The 12,637-nt window shown below is 69.0% G+C and carries 19 protein-coding genes; 5 read left to right on the top strand and 14 right to left on the bottom strand.

Annotation, left to right across the window (positions count from 1 at the left end; genetic code table 11):
* Nucleotides 1–56: 56 nt before the first annotated feature.
* From ACWCOV_RS30185 to ACWCOV_RS30170, 4 genes are read right to left on the bottom strand one after another with little or no spacing between them, the layout of a single operon-like run.
* Entirely contained in the window at nucleotides 57–416 is a 360-nt protein-coding gene (locus ACWCOV_RS30185; protein WP_449832713.1) for an MmcQ/YjbR family DNA-binding protein, read from the bottom strand.
* Nucleotides 417–426: 10 nt separating this feature from the next.
* The gene (locus tag ACWCOV_RS30180; RefSeq protein WP_449832712.1) at nucleotides 427–1,089 is read right to left on the bottom strand and encodes a response regulator; all 663 of its coding nucleotides are present in this window, start codon (nucleotides 1,087–1,089) and stop codon (nucleotides 427–429) included.
* Entirely contained in the window at nucleotides 1,064–2,230 is a 1,167-nt protein-coding gene (locus ACWCOV_RS30175) for a histidine kinase (protein ID WP_449832711.1), read from the bottom strand. The genes ACWCOV_RS30180 and ACWCOV_RS30175 overlap by 26 nt, the downstream gene beginning before the upstream one ends.
* A gap of 25 nt (nucleotides 2,231–2,255) precedes the next feature.
* Nucleotides 2,256–3,065 (bottom strand): hypothetical protein, encoded by an 810-nt coding sequence (locus ACWCOV_RS30170; RefSeq protein ID WP_449832710.1) that lies wholly within the window; start codon nucleotides 3,063–3,065, stop codon nucleotides 2,256–2,258.
* A 260-nt stretch (nucleotides 3,066–3,325) separates the two neighbouring features.
* Here ACWCOV_RS30170 and ACWCOV_RS30165 point away from each other — a divergent pair, with 260 nt between their 5' ends.
* A complete protein-coding gene (locus tag ACWCOV_RS30165) occupies nucleotides 3,326–3,871 on the top strand; it encodes a hypothetical protein (protein WP_449832709.1) in 546 nt (181 codons plus the stop codon).
* Nucleotide 3,872: 1 nt separating this feature from the next.
* On the opposite strand, the gene ACWCOV_RS30160 is transcribed toward ACWCOV_RS30165, so the two are convergent.
* On the bottom strand, nucleotides 3,873–4,376 hold the full coding sequence (locus ACWCOV_RS30160; protein WP_449832708.1) for a hypothetical protein: 504 nt from the start codon (nucleotides 4,374–4,376) through the stop codon (nucleotides 3,873–3,875).
* A 224-nt stretch (nucleotides 4,377–4,600) separates the two neighbouring features.
* Complete coding sequence (locus tag ACWCOV_RS30155) at nucleotides 4,601–5,152, bottom strand: YceI family protein (protein WP_449832707.1); 552 nt, start codon at nucleotides 5,150–5,152, stop codon at nucleotides 4,601–4,603.
* A gap of 185 nt (nucleotides 5,153–5,337) precedes the next feature.
* Between ACWCOV_RS30155 and ACWCOV_RS30150 the strand changes: the two genes are divergently transcribed.
* Nucleotides 5,338–5,826: an FBP domain-containing protein gene (locus ACWCOV_RS30150; protein ID WP_449832706.1), complete on the top strand. Its 489-nt coding sequence runs from the start codon at nucleotides 5,338–5,340 to the stop codon at nucleotides 5,824–5,826.
* A gap of 77 nt (nucleotides 5,827–5,903) precedes the next feature.
* Nucleotides 5,904–6,164: a hypothetical protein gene (locus ACWCOV_RS30145; protein ID WP_449832705.1), complete on the top strand. Its 261-nt coding sequence runs from the start codon at nucleotides 5,904–5,906 to the stop codon at nucleotides 6,162–6,164.
* A 183-nt stretch (nucleotides 6,165–6,347) separates the two neighbouring features.
* Here ACWCOV_RS30145 and pyrE read toward each other — a convergent pair whose 3' ends face one another.
* The 3 genes from pyrE to ACWCOV_RS30130 form a co-directional block, all read right to left on the bottom strand.
* A complete protein-coding gene (pyrE, locus tag ACWCOV_RS30140) occupies nucleotides 6,348–6,890 on the bottom strand; it encodes an orotate phosphoribosyltransferase (protein WP_449832704.1) in 543 nt (180 codons plus the stop codon).
* Nucleotides 6,891–6,988: 98 nt separating this feature from the next.
* Complete coding sequence (locus tag ACWCOV_RS30135; protein ID WP_449832703.1) at nucleotides 6,989–8,221, bottom strand: exonuclease domain-containing protein; 1,233 nt, start codon at nucleotides 8,219–8,221, stop codon at nucleotides 6,989–6,991.
* Nucleotides 8,222–8,286: 65 nt separating this feature from the next.
* Nucleotides 8,287–8,919, bottom strand: coding sequence for a hypothetical protein (locus ACWCOV_RS30130; protein WP_449832702.1), 633 nt, complete (start codon nucleotides 8,917–8,919; stop codon nucleotides 8,287–8,289).
* Nucleotides 8,920–8,937: 18 nt separating this feature from the next.
* Between ACWCOV_RS30130 and ACWCOV_RS30125 the strand changes: the two genes are divergently transcribed.
* Nucleotides 8,938–9,093: a hypothetical protein gene (locus ACWCOV_RS30125; protein ID WP_165546543.1), complete on the top strand. Its 156-nt coding sequence runs from the start codon at nucleotides 8,938–8,940 to the stop codon at nucleotides 9,091–9,093.
* A 119-nt stretch (nucleotides 9,094–9,212) separates the two neighbouring features.
* Here ACWCOV_RS30125 and ACWCOV_RS30120 read toward each other — a convergent pair whose 3' ends face one another.
* On the bottom strand, nucleotides 9,213–9,704 hold the full coding sequence (locus ACWCOV_RS30120) for a metallophosphoesterase family protein (RefSeq protein WP_449832701.1): 492 nt from the start codon (nucleotides 9,702–9,704) through the stop codon (nucleotides 9,213–9,215).
* A gap of 11 nt (nucleotides 9,705–9,715) precedes the next feature.
* Entirely contained in the window at nucleotides 9,716–10,705 is a 990-nt protein-coding gene (locus ACWCOV_RS30115) for an NAD-dependent epimerase/dehydratase family protein (protein WP_449832700.1), read from the bottom strand.
* A gap of 186 nt (nucleotides 10,706–10,891) precedes the next feature.
* On the opposite strand from ACWCOV_RS30115, the gene ACWCOV_RS30110 reads away from it, so the two are divergent.
* Nucleotides 10,892–11,197 carry a hypothetical protein gene (locus ACWCOV_RS30110; RefSeq protein WP_449832699.1) on the top strand — a complete coding sequence of 102 codons (306 nt, stop codon included), beginning with the start codon at nucleotides 10,892–10,894 and terminating at the stop codon, nucleotides 11,195–11,197.
* Between the two features lie 180 nt (nucleotides 11,198–11,377).
* Here the strand turns inward: ACWCOV_RS30110 and ACWCOV_RS30105 are convergent, their stop codons facing one another.
* From ACWCOV_RS30105 to ACWCOV_RS30095, 3 genes are all read right to left on the bottom strand, one after another.
* Nucleotides 11,378–11,773 (bottom strand): hypothetical protein, encoded by a 396-nt coding sequence (locus ACWCOV_RS30105; RefSeq protein ID WP_360535123.1) that lies wholly within the window; start codon nucleotides 11,771–11,773, stop codon nucleotides 11,378–11,380.
* Nucleotides 11,770–11,991, bottom strand: coding sequence for a hypothetical protein (locus ACWCOV_RS30100; RefSeq protein ID WP_449832698.1), 222 nt, complete (start codon nucleotides 11,989–11,991; stop codon nucleotides 11,770–11,772). The genes ACWCOV_RS30105 and ACWCOV_RS30100 overlap by 4 nt, the downstream gene beginning before the upstream one ends.
* Before the next feature lie 180 nt (nucleotides 11,992–12,171).
* Entirely contained in the window at nucleotides 12,172–12,633 is a 462-nt protein-coding gene (locus tag ACWCOV_RS30095) for a hypothetical protein (RefSeq protein ID WP_449832697.1), read from the bottom strand.
* Nucleotides 12,634–12,637 lie beyond the last annotated feature (4 nt).

Genomic DNA, 12,637 nt, shown 5'->3' with positions numbered 1-12,637 from the left:
ACTCGGCGGCCAACCACCCACCAGCCGACTGTCACCAACCTCATGACCGAGTACAGCTAGAGCGCGTCCAGCTTGGCGATCAGGGTCTTCGGCGCGATCTGCCGGTAGGCGCTCTCGACCAGGTCCTCGAGGTGGTCCCAGTCCACGCCGTCGACGTCCAGGTAGACCCCGAGCCAGCCGCGATGACCGACGTACGGCGGCCTGAAGAAGTGCTCGGGATCCTCCTCGACCAGCGCCTCCTGCACCCCGGGCGGCGCCGCGCACCAGAACCCGATCCGGTCGTCGTGGTGCTGGTTCGCGAACATCACAAACACTTTCTTGTCCCGCACGAACCACGTCGGCTCCCCGTGGCTCGGCCGCTCCGTCGTCTCCGGCAGCGCGAGACAGAGACCCCGCAGCCGTTCGAGCACCTCCATGCGTCCTCCCTCAGTGGCGTGGGCCCGGTGACACCACGCCGGCTTCGTAGGCGTAGACCACGGCCTGGGCGCGGTCCCGCAGGTCCAGCTTGGTCAGGATGTTGCTCACGTGCGACTTCACAGTCTGCTCGGCAAGCACGAGCTCCGCGGCGATCTGCCGATTCGACAGTCCCCTTGCGACCTGCCGCAGTACGTCGGTCTCACGCGGCGTCAGGTGGACCGGGTTGATCGGCACGACGGGCTGCACGCGGGCGAAGTCCTCCACCAGCCGCCGCGTCACCGACGGCGCCAACAACGCATCCCCAGCAGCCACCACCCGAACCGCATTCGCCAACTCCTCCGGCGTGGAGTGCTTCAGCAGAAACCCACTCGCCCCCGCCCGCAGAGCGGCATACACATAATCATCAAGATCAAACGTAGTAAGCATGACGACCCGAGCGGGTTCGGCGGGCTCGGCGGCCAGGATGTGGCGGGTTGCGGTGAGGCCGTCCATGACGGGCATGCGGACGTCCATCAGGATCACGTCGGGACGCAGTTCGGCGGCCAGCGCGACCGCCTCGGCCCCGTCACCCGCCTGGCCGACGACCTCGAGATCGGGCTGCGCGTTCAGCAACGCGGTGAACCCGGCCCGCACCATCTCCTGGTCGTCAACCACCAGCACCCGGATCGCCACTCGCCACCTCCTCCACCGGTATCGACGCCTCCACCAGATAACCGCCGTCGGGGGTCGGCCCGGTGCTCACACTCCCATCCACCAGTGCCACTCGCTCCCGCATCCCGACCAGCCCCTGGCCGCCCCCGGGCTGTCCTGCGGCTCGTCCCGGACCGTTCCGGACGATCAGCTTCAGCGCGTGGTCCTCTCGCCGTACCGTCACCTGCACCGCCGACCTCGGCGCATGGCGGACCGCATTGCTGAGCGCCTCCTGCACGATCCGGTACGCCGCCAACTCCACAGCCGGATCCAGTCCGCTCGGCACGCCGTCGTCCAGGTGCACATCCGCTCCAGCTCGCCTCGTGGTCGCGACAAGCTCGGGGAGCTGCTCCAGCCCAGGCTGCGGACCCAGCTCTCGCGTCGGCTCGTCATCGCGCAGCAACTGCAGCACTCGCCGCATCTCGGTCAGCGACGCGCGCGCCGCGTCGGCAATCTCCACAAACTCCTGTCTGGCGTCGTCCTGCAATGCCGGAAGCCGGTGCGGCGCGCTGTCCGCGCGGACGACCACAACAGACAAGTGGTGCGCGACGACGTCGTGGAGCTCACGCGCGATCCGCGCCCGCTCCTGCAGGCGCGCCCGTTCGGCCCGCTCCTCCTTGCTGATGACCTCCTGCTCCGCCAACCGGCGGCGCGTCTCGGTCCTCGACCGCAGTAGGTCGGCGACGACAACCGCGACCGCTGACAGTCCTGCCATGACGAGCAACGAGCTCCAGCTGCCACGGTCTGGTGCGAACGCGAGAGCAACGGCACCCACGACCTGCGTGGCTGTCCACCACACCACCAGTTCGCGTCGGCCCAGTCCGCGGGCGCCGGCGATTGCGAGGACGAACGACGTACCGAACGCTGCTGTCGTCCCCCACGGCCACGGCTCGCTTGGTGGGTCGGGCACGGTGATCGCGGCCATGATCGCGGTGACGAGCAGGGAGACAACGATGGCGGTTCGGGGGCGCGACCAGGCCAGCGCCAGCCCGAGGCCTCGCGCCAGAGCCAGCCCGGCTATGGCGCTCATCGGGACGCGGTAGTGCTGGTACAGGTCCAGGGCGGTCAGGAACACCAAGGCGGCGACCCCCAAGCCGGCGACCCACCTCCATCGTCGGTTCACTCTTCGGACCCTAGTCCGCGCGGTGTCACAGCTGCTGAATCCAAGCCCAGATCAGCCACATCCCCGCGCCACCCGCCGCAATAGTTGCCGGCAGCACCCATCTTTCGGCCAGCCCGTACAGCCGCCGCACCGAAGCCACGTGCAACCACTGAATCCCCCGAAACCCGAACAACAACCCGACGATGATCGGCACCGAAACCCCCGCGTGCACCACCCAAGCCCCCGCCTTGGTAGGCCCACCCCAAGTCCCCGCCCCATACGGCCCCTCGGTGACCACCCCGTAAAACGCTCCCCGGACCACCGCCATCCCCAACAGCACCACCAAAAACCAACTCACCACCCCCAACACCGCCGTCATCACCCCATGCCCAAACACCACCCCCGGCGCCAAACCCACACCACTCCCCGGCCCCGGGACCACCCCTGCACCACGCCCCGGCCCCGGCACCACCCCCGCACCACGCCCCGGCCCCGGCACCACCCCCGCACCACGCCCCGGCCCGAGCCCCGGCCCCGGCACCACCCCTGCACCACGCCCCGGCCCCCACACCGCCTCCGGCGCCAAGCCCTCGCCGGACCCCACGTCCCGCACCGCGCCGGGCTTCCGTCGCATCGCAACCTTCGCCGCCGACTTCCGCTCGGCCTCCGCCACCAACTGCTCCCGGCGGCCGGCCGTGCGGTCCTCCCCCAGCACCGCGTCGGCCATCGTCTGGGCGCCGACGAGCACGAGGCGAACGTCGTACCCGATCGACTGCACCAACCGGACGGCAAGCATGCTGCGCCCGGATACCGGTCGGCCCGCTTCGGTCCGCCGCGGGGTGATTGTGTCCGTCATGCCTTCTCCTCAGGTCTCAGCTCCTGAGATCGAGGCTAGAAATCAGCGGCCCGCCAGACATCCGGCCACGGAGCCAACCAGCACCCGCTACCCCGGTAGGGGGTGCGGCGTGATCGTACTGTGATCCACGTCACAGTGACCACCGTCCGTGTCACAGCGTTACACGGTCAGTGCCGGACGGCGTGCACTGGCTCAGTGCACTCCTGGGTGCCCGACGGCGCAAGCGGCCACGCCGCGCCCGACAGGAGGTTCGGACCCACATGCGCATTCGGAACCTGGTGGCGATCGCCACGCTGCTCCCGGCTGTGACGCTGGCCGGCTGCGGCAACGACGGGTCGTCCGACGTCGCGGCCTCCACCCCGGGCGCCAAGAAGGCCTCGAAGAACGAGCTCACCGAGCAACTCGGCAGCGCCGGCCAGGCCGACCCGGTCGTGAACGCCTACTACGAGTACCGCGTCGCCCTCGACACGATGATGCGCAGCGGCGGCAGCAAGACCAAGCAACTCGCGCCGGTGATGACACCGAACCTGTTCCAGGCGATCAGCGCCCAAGCGAAGTACTACCGCACCAAGAAGCTCCACAACACCGGGCCGACCAAGGTCCTGTGGGCCAAGCGCACCCTCGCCTCCAGCGGCGTCATCGTCAGCGCCTGCTACGACACCACCCAGGCGCGCACCGTCGACTCCAAGGGCCGAGCCGTCCTTCCCGCCACCACCCCGACCCGCTGGCTCGACGAGATGCGAGTGGAGCAACACCAGTCCCGCTGGCTGGTCGACGGCGGCCGCACTACCCCCAACGCCTGCTAGCTCACGCGTGCCGCACCATCTGGTGCAAGAGGGCTTCGACCGCATCGCGAAGGTCGCGGTCGTGCTCCGGGCCCGACCACACGACCACGCAGCCCTTGTCGCCCAACTTGCTGGCGACCAACTCACGGGCCGGCGTCGGATCTCCCTGATTCAGTACGACGACCAGCCGCCGACCGTCACGCTGCAGCCGATCCAGCAGCGGCGGCAGCGTCGAGCCGCGGAACACCCCGGGGTCGCTCTTCACTTTCGTCTCAACCATCACGCCACGCCCGCGCACCACCAGCAGGAAGTCGGCCCGGTCCCGGGTGAACTCGCGGTCGTGGTAGATCCGCGCCTTCGGCCAGAGCCGCTGCAGCGCGAGGTCGACGTCGGCGTCGTACCGAGCCGCCAGCCGGCTCACCCGCGAACTCGTCCCGCGCGGGCGGAACGACTCCGGCGTACGGCGACCGGCCCGTCGCCGCCCGAACAGGGGCGCCAACCAACGCCCGAACCTCGTGTCGATCATCGGCGGACCCCTCGACCTAGCCGGCACTTAACCCCAGTGTCCCCACCCGGCCGTACCGCCCAACCACTCCCACCCCGATCGTGATCCCACCGCCACAAACCCACAAAAGACGAGCCCCGCGGATGACTCCTGGTCACCCGCGGGGCTGCACTCTCCACGCCCGATATCCACCGGCCCGCCGCTCGACGCGGCCACCACGTGGTACCCGAGCTTGTCTCGGCGGCTCAGCTGTTCTTGATCGCCGAAACCTCGATCTCCAGCGTCACCTTCTCGCTGACCAGCACGCCGCCGGTCTCCAGCGCCGCGTTCCAGTTGACGCCGAAGTCCTTGCGGTTGATCACCACCGAGCCCTCGAGCCCGACCCGCTGGTTGCCGAACGGGTCCGTCGCCGATCCGGTGTACTCGAACGGGATGTCCAGCGACTTGGTCACGCCGCGCACGGTCAGGTCCCCGGTGACCGTGAAGTTGGCGTCGCCGTCCTGCTTGACCCCGGTCGACACGAACGAGATCTCGGCATGGTTGTCCATGTCCAGGAAGTCGTTGCTGCGCAGGTGGTCGTCGCGCTGGCTGTTGCGCGTGTCGATGCTCTTGGCCTGGATCGTCACCCGCCCGGACGAGTTGGCCGGGTTCTCGCCGTCGAGGTGCAGCGCACCCTCGAACTCGTTGAACGACCCCCGTACCTTGGTCACCATCGCGTGCCGCGCGACGAACCCGACCCGGCTGTGCGCGGTGTCGATCGTGTAGTCACCGGACAGAGCGGCGTACTCGCTGGCCATCTAAGATTCCTCCAGAGGACTCATTAGTTGAAGTTTGCATAGTACAGTTTTCACCCATTGCGTCCGGTTGTCCACCCCGGGTGTCGGCGCGTCTGGCCGTTGCCGGTAGCAACCAGCTGGATATTCGGTTGCAGGTCGCGCGGCGCGGCAGGTGTGATGGGTGGCCGAAGGATCGGAGGACCGTCGTGCAACCGCTCAGCGCCGAGGAGATCAGGCGCTCGTTCGTCAACTCGTCCAAGAGCCTGGTCAAGGCGATGACCCTGCCCCGCGGGTTCACCGAACTGCCCTGGGACTCCCTCGACTACCTCGGCTGGCGGGACCCGAAGGCGCCCAACCGCGCCTACCTCGTCGTACGGCGGGACAGCGGAGCGATCGGGGTCGCGCTGAACACCCAGGCGACCGGCAAGCCGCGCCGCGGGACCGGGCTGTGCGACCTCTGCAACACCGCTCACCAGGTCACCGACGTGGCGCTGTTCGCGGCCCGGCGCGCCGGTTCGGCCGGCCGGGACGGCAACACCGTCGGGCTGTACATCTGCGCCGACCTGGCCTGCTCGCTGTACCTGCGCGGGCTCCGCGAGCTCGAGGTGCCGCAGGGGGAAACCGCATCCCCGGAGATCCGCGCCGAGCGGCTCAGCGCGCGAGTTGAAGGATTCGTAAATCGCGTCCTCGCTTGAGGGCCGGGAGTGGGTACCTGGATCTACGCTGGAGTCAGCGGCAAGTCCACACGGGCGAAGAAGGAGAGCGAGTCGCGATGACCGAGTTCAGAATCACGCACGAGATCCACGAGGTTCACCCGGACGTCCGCGAGCGGCTCACCGCCACGACGATCGAGGCCATCAACGAGTCCAGCGCCCGCTCCCCCGAAGACGCCGCCTTGGTGCTGCGCCACAAACTCGGCGAGATCGGCGTCCACATGAGCGAAGCCGCCTGCCTGGCCGCCATAGAACGCATCCGCTCCGGCAAACAACTCCGCTTCGAAATAGAACGAGAAACCGCGGACGAACCCGAATAACGCCACCGCATCCCGCCACCTCACCCACCGGCAGGCGGGCTTGAACACCGCCCGCGGGCTAACACAGGGTCCGGTGGGCTTGCACGCGCGCCAGTGGGCTTGTACAGGGAATACCTTGTCCCAACACCCCAGAGCGTGTTCAAGCCCGCCGCGGGGTGCAGGCGGCGCAGGGCGTGGGGTGGGTTAGCGGGGTTGGGGTTGGTTGGCCTGGGCGGCTAGGTCGGCTGCGGTGAGGAGTGCGTGCAGCGTGAGGCCGGCGTCGGTGAGGGGTCTCGGGGTGGTGTCGTTGCGGTTGATGACGCAGACGGCGTGGGCGATGTCGGCGCCCCGGGACCGCAGTTCCTCGGTGGACAGCACGATCTGACCGCCGGTGGTAACAACATCTTCGACGATGGTCACCCGCCGCCCCGACGTCTCGGCTCCTTCGGCCAGCCTCCGCGTCCCGTACGCCTTCGCTTCCTTCCGCACAAACGCACAAGGCAACCCGGTACGACGCCCCAGCGCCGTCACCACCGGAATCCCACCCATCTCCAACCCAGCAAGCACCTCGGTGTCCGCCGGCACCAGAGGCACCATCGCCTCCGCAATCGCATCCAGCAACACCGGATCCGCCTCGAACCGGTACTTGTCGAAGTACTCGGTCGCAACCTGTCCCGACCGCAACACGAACTCCCCGGTCAGATGCGCACTATCCCAAACCCGCCGCGCCAACTCCCCAATCTCCACACCCGGACCCTACCCACATCCCACCCCCCACACGGCCTCACCTTCTCGCAACCACCCCCTCAGCCACCGACCAGCGCACCCATGTGGCTCGCGCTGGGTTAGGCGGGGTGGTGTTCGGGGGTTTTGGGGAGGAGGCGGCGGAAGTCTTCGGTGGAGATTATGGGGATGTTGTAGTCGCGGGCGGCTCGGGCCTTGACGGAGAGGCTGTCCACGTCGGCGGCTACGACGAAGGTGGTGTCGGGGCGGACGGCTTCCTGGGGAGCGAAGCCGGCGGCGACGGCGCGGTCCCACCAGACCTCGCGCGGCTCGATCATGTCGCCGGTGAACACCATCGTGCTCCCCGGCGGGAACCCCTGCGCGCCAGGACGAGCGGGTACGACGTACCGCCCGGAGCTCGCCCGTAGCAACGCGTCGTCCACGTCGGACACCCGATGACCGAGCATCACCGCGACCCGGTCGAGATCGCTGCGCTGGTCCGCTGTGATCTCACCATCGCCCCACGACACCGATGCCAGCGCGGAAACGTAGTACCGATGCAGCTCGTGCACCTGCGACCGCGTCAGCCCGAGCTCGGTCGCGACCTGGACGAGCTGGTCGGCGTCGGCCGCGGTGATCTCGCGGTTGGCGAGGATCCCGTCGAGCAGCGCAAGGTACGAGTCGGCCTGCGGCGGCTCGGGAACCCGCGGCAGCTGATCCACGATCCGGCTCATCCACCCATGCCGCCCACCCGCATGCACCGGCCGCACCGTCGGCGTGAACTCGGCCCCCGGCAACGCCGGCCACGGCAACCGCCGGATCTCCTCGTAAGCCCACTGCCACGGCGGCGGCGACGGAAACGCCTGCAAATACCGCCCGAACAGTTCCGCCGTCGCACGCGTGTCCGCCAGCGCCGAGTGCCAGCCCTCGAGCGAAATCCCAGCAGCCGCGCAGCACGCGCCGAGCGTCCGCTTCGCCCCCGGATACAGATAACCGGCCAGCGCCATCGTGCACATCGACCGCTCGGTGATCAGCGGTACGGCGACCCCGAGCCGCCCGAACTCCGCCCGCAGAAACCCGAGGTCGAACTCGACGTTGTGCCCGACAACCATCCGCCCGGCCAGCAACCCGCCGAGCTCCCGCGCGACGTCGCCGAACTCCGGCGCGGCCAGCACGTCGGCCGTCAGAATCCCGTGAATGTGCTGGGGTCCGAGGTCGCGCTGCGGATTCACCAACGTCACCCACTCGTGCTCCACCTGCCCACGCGCGTCGAGCAGCACCACGGCGATCTCGATCACCCGGTGCCGATGAGTGGGCAGCAGGCCGGTCGTCTCGGTGTCGATGACGGCATACATCCGTGGCGCCTCCTCCGGCTCGGTTACCGACCCGGAACAACCCAATCACACAGCGCCGACAGTTTTCAGACCGCCGGAATCTCGACCGCGATCTCCTCGCCCAGCCGGGCGCCGCGCGACAGCTTGAGATCGTCACCGCTCCAGAACCGCCCCGGGTCGTACCAGTTCGGCCTCCGCCCGTGCAGCAACCCCATCGCCTCATACGTCACCGCGACGACCTCGGCGCAGTACGCCGACTCCAGCTCGAGCTCCCGCGACCCGCGCCGGAACGCCGGAACGCGCCCGCGCACCCACCTCGACGCCAGCCGGGCCGTCGACGGGAACGGCGTACCGTCCAAGCGCGCGACGGTCTGCAGCACGGCGTCCTCCATCTCTCGGGTCACGGGGTGGTCCAGCTGGCGCAACCACGCCCGCTGACCGTACTTCCGCGCCCACACGAGCACCGCGTCACGCAGGTCGTGCAGCTGGACGCCGCGGTGGTGCGTGCCGGTCCACACGTCCGGCAGCGACCGGCCCAGCTCGGCGTGCCACATCAGCGGCGGCAGGTCCTCGACGACGATCGCCATCCCGACGTGATTGACCGGGCTGTTCGTGGTCAGCTGGATCGCCCGGTCGGCCGCGCCGGCGCCGCGGAACAGCCAAATGTCACCTGTTCGTGTCAGTTCCGTAGCGTCATCCAGTGAAATCCGCGTCTCCACGTCGCTAGGTTAGTCGCCATGAAGGTATGGAAGGTCGTAGGACTTGCGGGGCTCGTCGGCGTGGCCGCAACGGGCGTGGTGATCGCGCGGGGCGAGCGCAAGCGCCGCGCCTACACGCCCGAAGAGGTGCGCGACCGCCTCAAGACCCGGGTCAAGGAAGCAGCCAACGCCTAGTCCCCGGTACGACGTCAGTCGGCCGGGCGTGCGTGGGACGCCGTAACTCGGTGGTACGGCGGTCGCCACTGCACGCCCGGCCGCGTCCATGTCAAGACCGTTGCATCAGGCAACACCTGTCATAGGTTGTGTAGAGCAACCTCTTCCAGGCGGCCGGACGTGATCGTCGCCGTCTGGTACGTGCAGTACGGCTGGCGGCGGCGGTCCGTCGGCGATCCGGGGTTCAGCAACCGCAACCCGCCGGGGCTCGTCGTGTCCCACGGGATGTGACTGTGCCCGAACACCAGCACGTCCACCCCCGGGTACGCCTTCTCGCACCGCTCCTCGCGGCCCTTGGCCGACCCGGTCTCGTGCACCACCGCAAGCGACAGGCCGTCGAGCGTCACCCGGGCAACCTCAGGCAGCCGGGATCGCAGCTCCGGACCGTCGTTGTTACCCCAGCACCCGATCAGCCGCGCCGCCCGAGCCTCCAGCTCGTCCAGCAGCGCCACGCTGACCCAGTCCCCGGCGTGGATCACCACATCGGCCCGCTCGATCACCTCCCACACCGGCTCCGGCAGCTTCTTCGCCCGCACCGGCAGATGAGTGTCCGAGATCAGTACCAACCGCATGCCACCACTCTTCACGCCCCCAGCGACTCGATCAACTCCTTCTCCTTGGCCGGGCTGAGGCCGGCCTTACGCTCGCGGTCCAGGCCGACCTCGCGCTCCCACGCGAGCACATCCTCCAACAACGCCCGCCGGGACCGGTGGGCCAGACCGGCCGCCCGGGCCGCCGCGCCGCTGCGACTCGACCAGCCTTCGTACCCAGGCGCGGTCAGCCACATCGTCAGCGAGTCCGGACCCATGTACTGCTCGACCTTCTGGTCCTCCAGCCACTCCCGCGGCGCGAGCACCACCGGCCCGGTGTGCCCGCCGACCTGGCGCACCAACTCGATCCACTCCCCGAACGGCACAACCGGACCAAGCGTGTCGAAGGTCCCCGTCTTGCCCTCGGTCGCGCAGTCCAGCAACCAGGACGCCAGGTCCCGCACGTCGAGGACCGCCGTGGAGAGCTCCGGCGTGTCCGGCACCAGCATCGGCTCTTCAGGCGCGCGAGCCGCCCGGGCCACCCACGCCCCGGAGCGATCGCTCTTGTCCCCCGGCCCACCGATCAACCCGGCCCGCGCGATCACCAGCCGGTCCCCGACCACCTCGATCGACGCCGCCTCGCACGCCGCCTTCGCCTCGCCGTACAGCTCCCGGTCGACCACGTCCAGCTCGGTCGGAGCCCGCAGTACGGCGGACTCGTCGGCGCCCGGCGTGTCGTACTTCTCGTAGACGTTGACCGACGACACATAGGTCCAGTGCTTCGCCTTCGCGCCAAACGCAGCCAGCGCACCCCGCACGAACCCAGGCTGCCACGACACCTCGAACACCGCGTCCCAGTCCCGGTCGGGCACTCCGTCGTACGCATCCGGCCGGCTGCGATCGGCCGCGACCAGCGTCGCCCCGTCGGCCACCCCACCGCTCTCGCCACGCGCCAGACAGGTCACCGCATGCCCACGCGCCAGCGCCTGGGTCGCGATCTCACGACCCAGCCAAGCGGTCCCGCCGAGTATCAGAATCTCCACGTCCGCAAGCCAATCAGGCGCCACCGACAAAACCCAGGCCGCTCTGCTGACGGCAGAACCGAACGCTTCGTGATGCCGCGAGGGCAACCGGTCACCGTCGTCCTCGAACCCTTGCGGTGACGCCGATCCGGGCGCAGTGTCGTCATAGGGACCACCGAAAGTGGGGGCCATGGGCAAGGGGGAGAAATGGCTGCTTTCGTTCAGATCATCGAGTACAGGACGCAGAAGCCGGACGAGGTCGCGGCGCTCACCGAGGAGTTCCGCAAGACCCGCGAGGCGTCCGGCGAAGGTGCGGCGCCGACGTCCGCGATGACGTGTGCCGACCGGGACGAGCCGGGCCGGTACTTCGGCATCATCCAGTTCGCGTCGTACGAAGAGGCGATGGAGAACTCCAACCGCTCCGACACCAGCGAGTACGCCGCCAAGATGATGGAGCTGTGCGACGGGCCGGCCAAGTACTACAACCTCGACGTGGCGCAGGCCATGGAGTGACCCGCTGATCCCTCGGGCCCAGTCGCATCGCGAGTCCGGCTGGGCCCGAGTCACGCCCGGGGGTCGCCGTACCCGATGCCTTGGGCAACTGGGTGGGTTCGGTCGGCCGGTGCCGGAAGGGAGGAGTCGGCACCGGCCACCCGATTCAGACCGGGTCCGCGGCGCCGGACCCGGTCCGGCTCATCGGAACACCCGGTACGACGACCAGCCGGCCGGCGGCGCACCGCCGTACGAACCGCTGCTGCCGTCGCTGTGCAGGGGATCGGGGTCCTGTGGCTCGGGGGCGGAGTGCAGATCCGGCCAGGGTCTCGGTGGGAGGGACTCACGCGGTGGCAGTCTCAGGTCGGGGTCGGGCCCCTGCTCCGGGTCGAGCCACTCGACCTCGGTGGCGCCGCCGTGGCCGTGGATGGCGACGACGGACTCGATACCGTCCCAGACCGTCGTGGTCGGATAGTCGCCGTACCAGCGGAGCGCGACCGCTCCGTCGGTGAACTGGACGCCCTCGGCGACGGGCCCGGTGCCGCTGACACCGGAGACGTCATGATGGCGGATCAGCCGGAAGCGACGGGCCGTCATTTCGGGGCTACCTCCCAGAGCCGTTCGCCCGGCAGCGTGCGGTCCGGACCGGGGTCGGCGTCGGGGATCGGGTCACTGGTCACGCGCAGGCCGGCGAACCGGCGCGACATGGCCGCTGCGTAGCGTTCGGCCAGGTCGGCCTCCGCCCGGTAGTCCGCGACGACGTGGTCCCCGAACCACACCCGTACGCGGCGACGTTGAGGAACAGGATCGGACATCTCAATGCACCCGCCTACCCGGCCGGCGCGTTCCCATCAGCGACATCGAAGAACAACCGTCCATGCCAATCACTTCCACTTCCCTGTGGGGATGGGTTCACAGAGGTGACGGCTCACCCAACACTTCATGACGCGCTTCCCGGCCAGCTTTTCCGAACCCGAGAACCACACCGAGGTGATTCAGCCGACGACCCAGGCGCGCCAGGTGTCGATGTCGGAGGCGTCCGGCGTGATCTGTTCGGCGAAGATGTAGGTGCCTGCGCCGGGCAGGTGTGCTGCGACGAGGGTGTAGAGGTTGTGGACCAGGAGCATCGGAAGATCCGGGCGGGAGGTCACGAGCTTGTCGAAAATCAGGCGGGCTTCCGCGTGCAAGACATCCTCCCTGAGCCCACCCCGGACCTGGATCTCGATCGCATAGGGGTCCAGGGCCTGGATGTCCTCGGGCTCCGGATCCACCTCGACGTACCCATTCGGCTGAGCCACCACCCCGAGCCACTCGTCCACCGTCATCGCTCGGGCCCGCATCCGCACCGCGGCGCCGTCCGCACTCCCGCCCTCGAACCCGGCCACCTCACGCAACCACGCCGCCACCTGCCCCGGCGACTCCGCAGTGGCGACGAAGACACTGTCGACGACAGACATCTCA

Source organism: Kribbella sp. NPDC002412, assembly GCF_053592935.1.
This window is presented reverse-complemented; position numbering and strand designations above follow the sequence as displayed.

Coding starts and splice junctions, on each gene's coding strand:
- ACWCOV_RS30110 (WP_449832699.1), top strand. CDS start 10,892: ATGGCTGCTTTCGTTCAGATCATCGAGTACAGGACGCAGAAGCCGGAC.
- ACWCOV_RS30135 (WP_449832703.1), bottom strand. CDS start 8,221: ATGTATGCCGTCATCGACACCGAGACGACCGGCCTGCTGCCCACTCAT.
- ACWCOV_RS30095 (WP_449832697.1), bottom strand. CDS start 12,633: ATGTCTGTCGTCGACAGTGTCTTCGTCGCCACTGCGGAGTCGCCGGGG.
- ACWCOV_RS30165 (WP_449832709.1), top strand. CDS start 3,326: ATGCGCATTCGGAACCTGGTGGCGATCGCCACGCTGCTCCCGGCTGTG.
- ACWCOV_RS30100 (WP_449832698.1), bottom strand. CDS start 11,991: ATGTCCGATCCTGTTCCTCAACGTCGCCGCGTACGGGTGTGGTTCGGG.
- ACWCOV_RS30125 (WP_165546543.1), top strand. CDS start 8,938: ATGAAGGTATGGAAGGTCGTAGGACTTGCGGGGCTCGTCGGCGTGGCC.
- ACWCOV_RS30170 (WP_449832710.1), bottom strand. CDS start 3,065: ATGACGGACACAATCACCCCGCGGCGGACCGAAGCGGGCCGACCGGTA.
- ACWCOV_RS30120 (WP_449832701.1), bottom strand. CDS start 9,704: ATGCGGTTGGTACTGATCTCGGACACTCATCTGCCGGTGCGGGCGAAG.
- ACWCOV_RS30105 (WP_360535123.1), bottom strand. CDS start 11,773: ATGACGGCCCGTCGCTTCCGGCTGATCCGCCATCATGACGTCTCCGGT.
- ACWCOV_RS30185 (WP_449832713.1), bottom strand. CDS start 416: ATGGAGGTGCTCGAACGGCTGCGGGGTCTCTGTCTCGCGCTGCCGGAG.
- ACWCOV_RS30155 (WP_449832707.1), bottom strand. CDS start 5,152: ATGGCCAGCGAGTACGCCGCTCTGTCCGGTGACTACACGATCGACACC.
- ACWCOV_RS30145 (WP_449832705.1), top strand. CDS start 5,904: ATGACCGAGTTCAGAATCACGCACGAGATCCACGAGGTTCACCCGGAC.
- ACWCOV_RS30160 (WP_449832708.1), bottom strand. CDS start 4,376: ATGATCGACACGAGGTTCGGGCGTTGGTTGGCGCCCCTGTTCGGGCGG.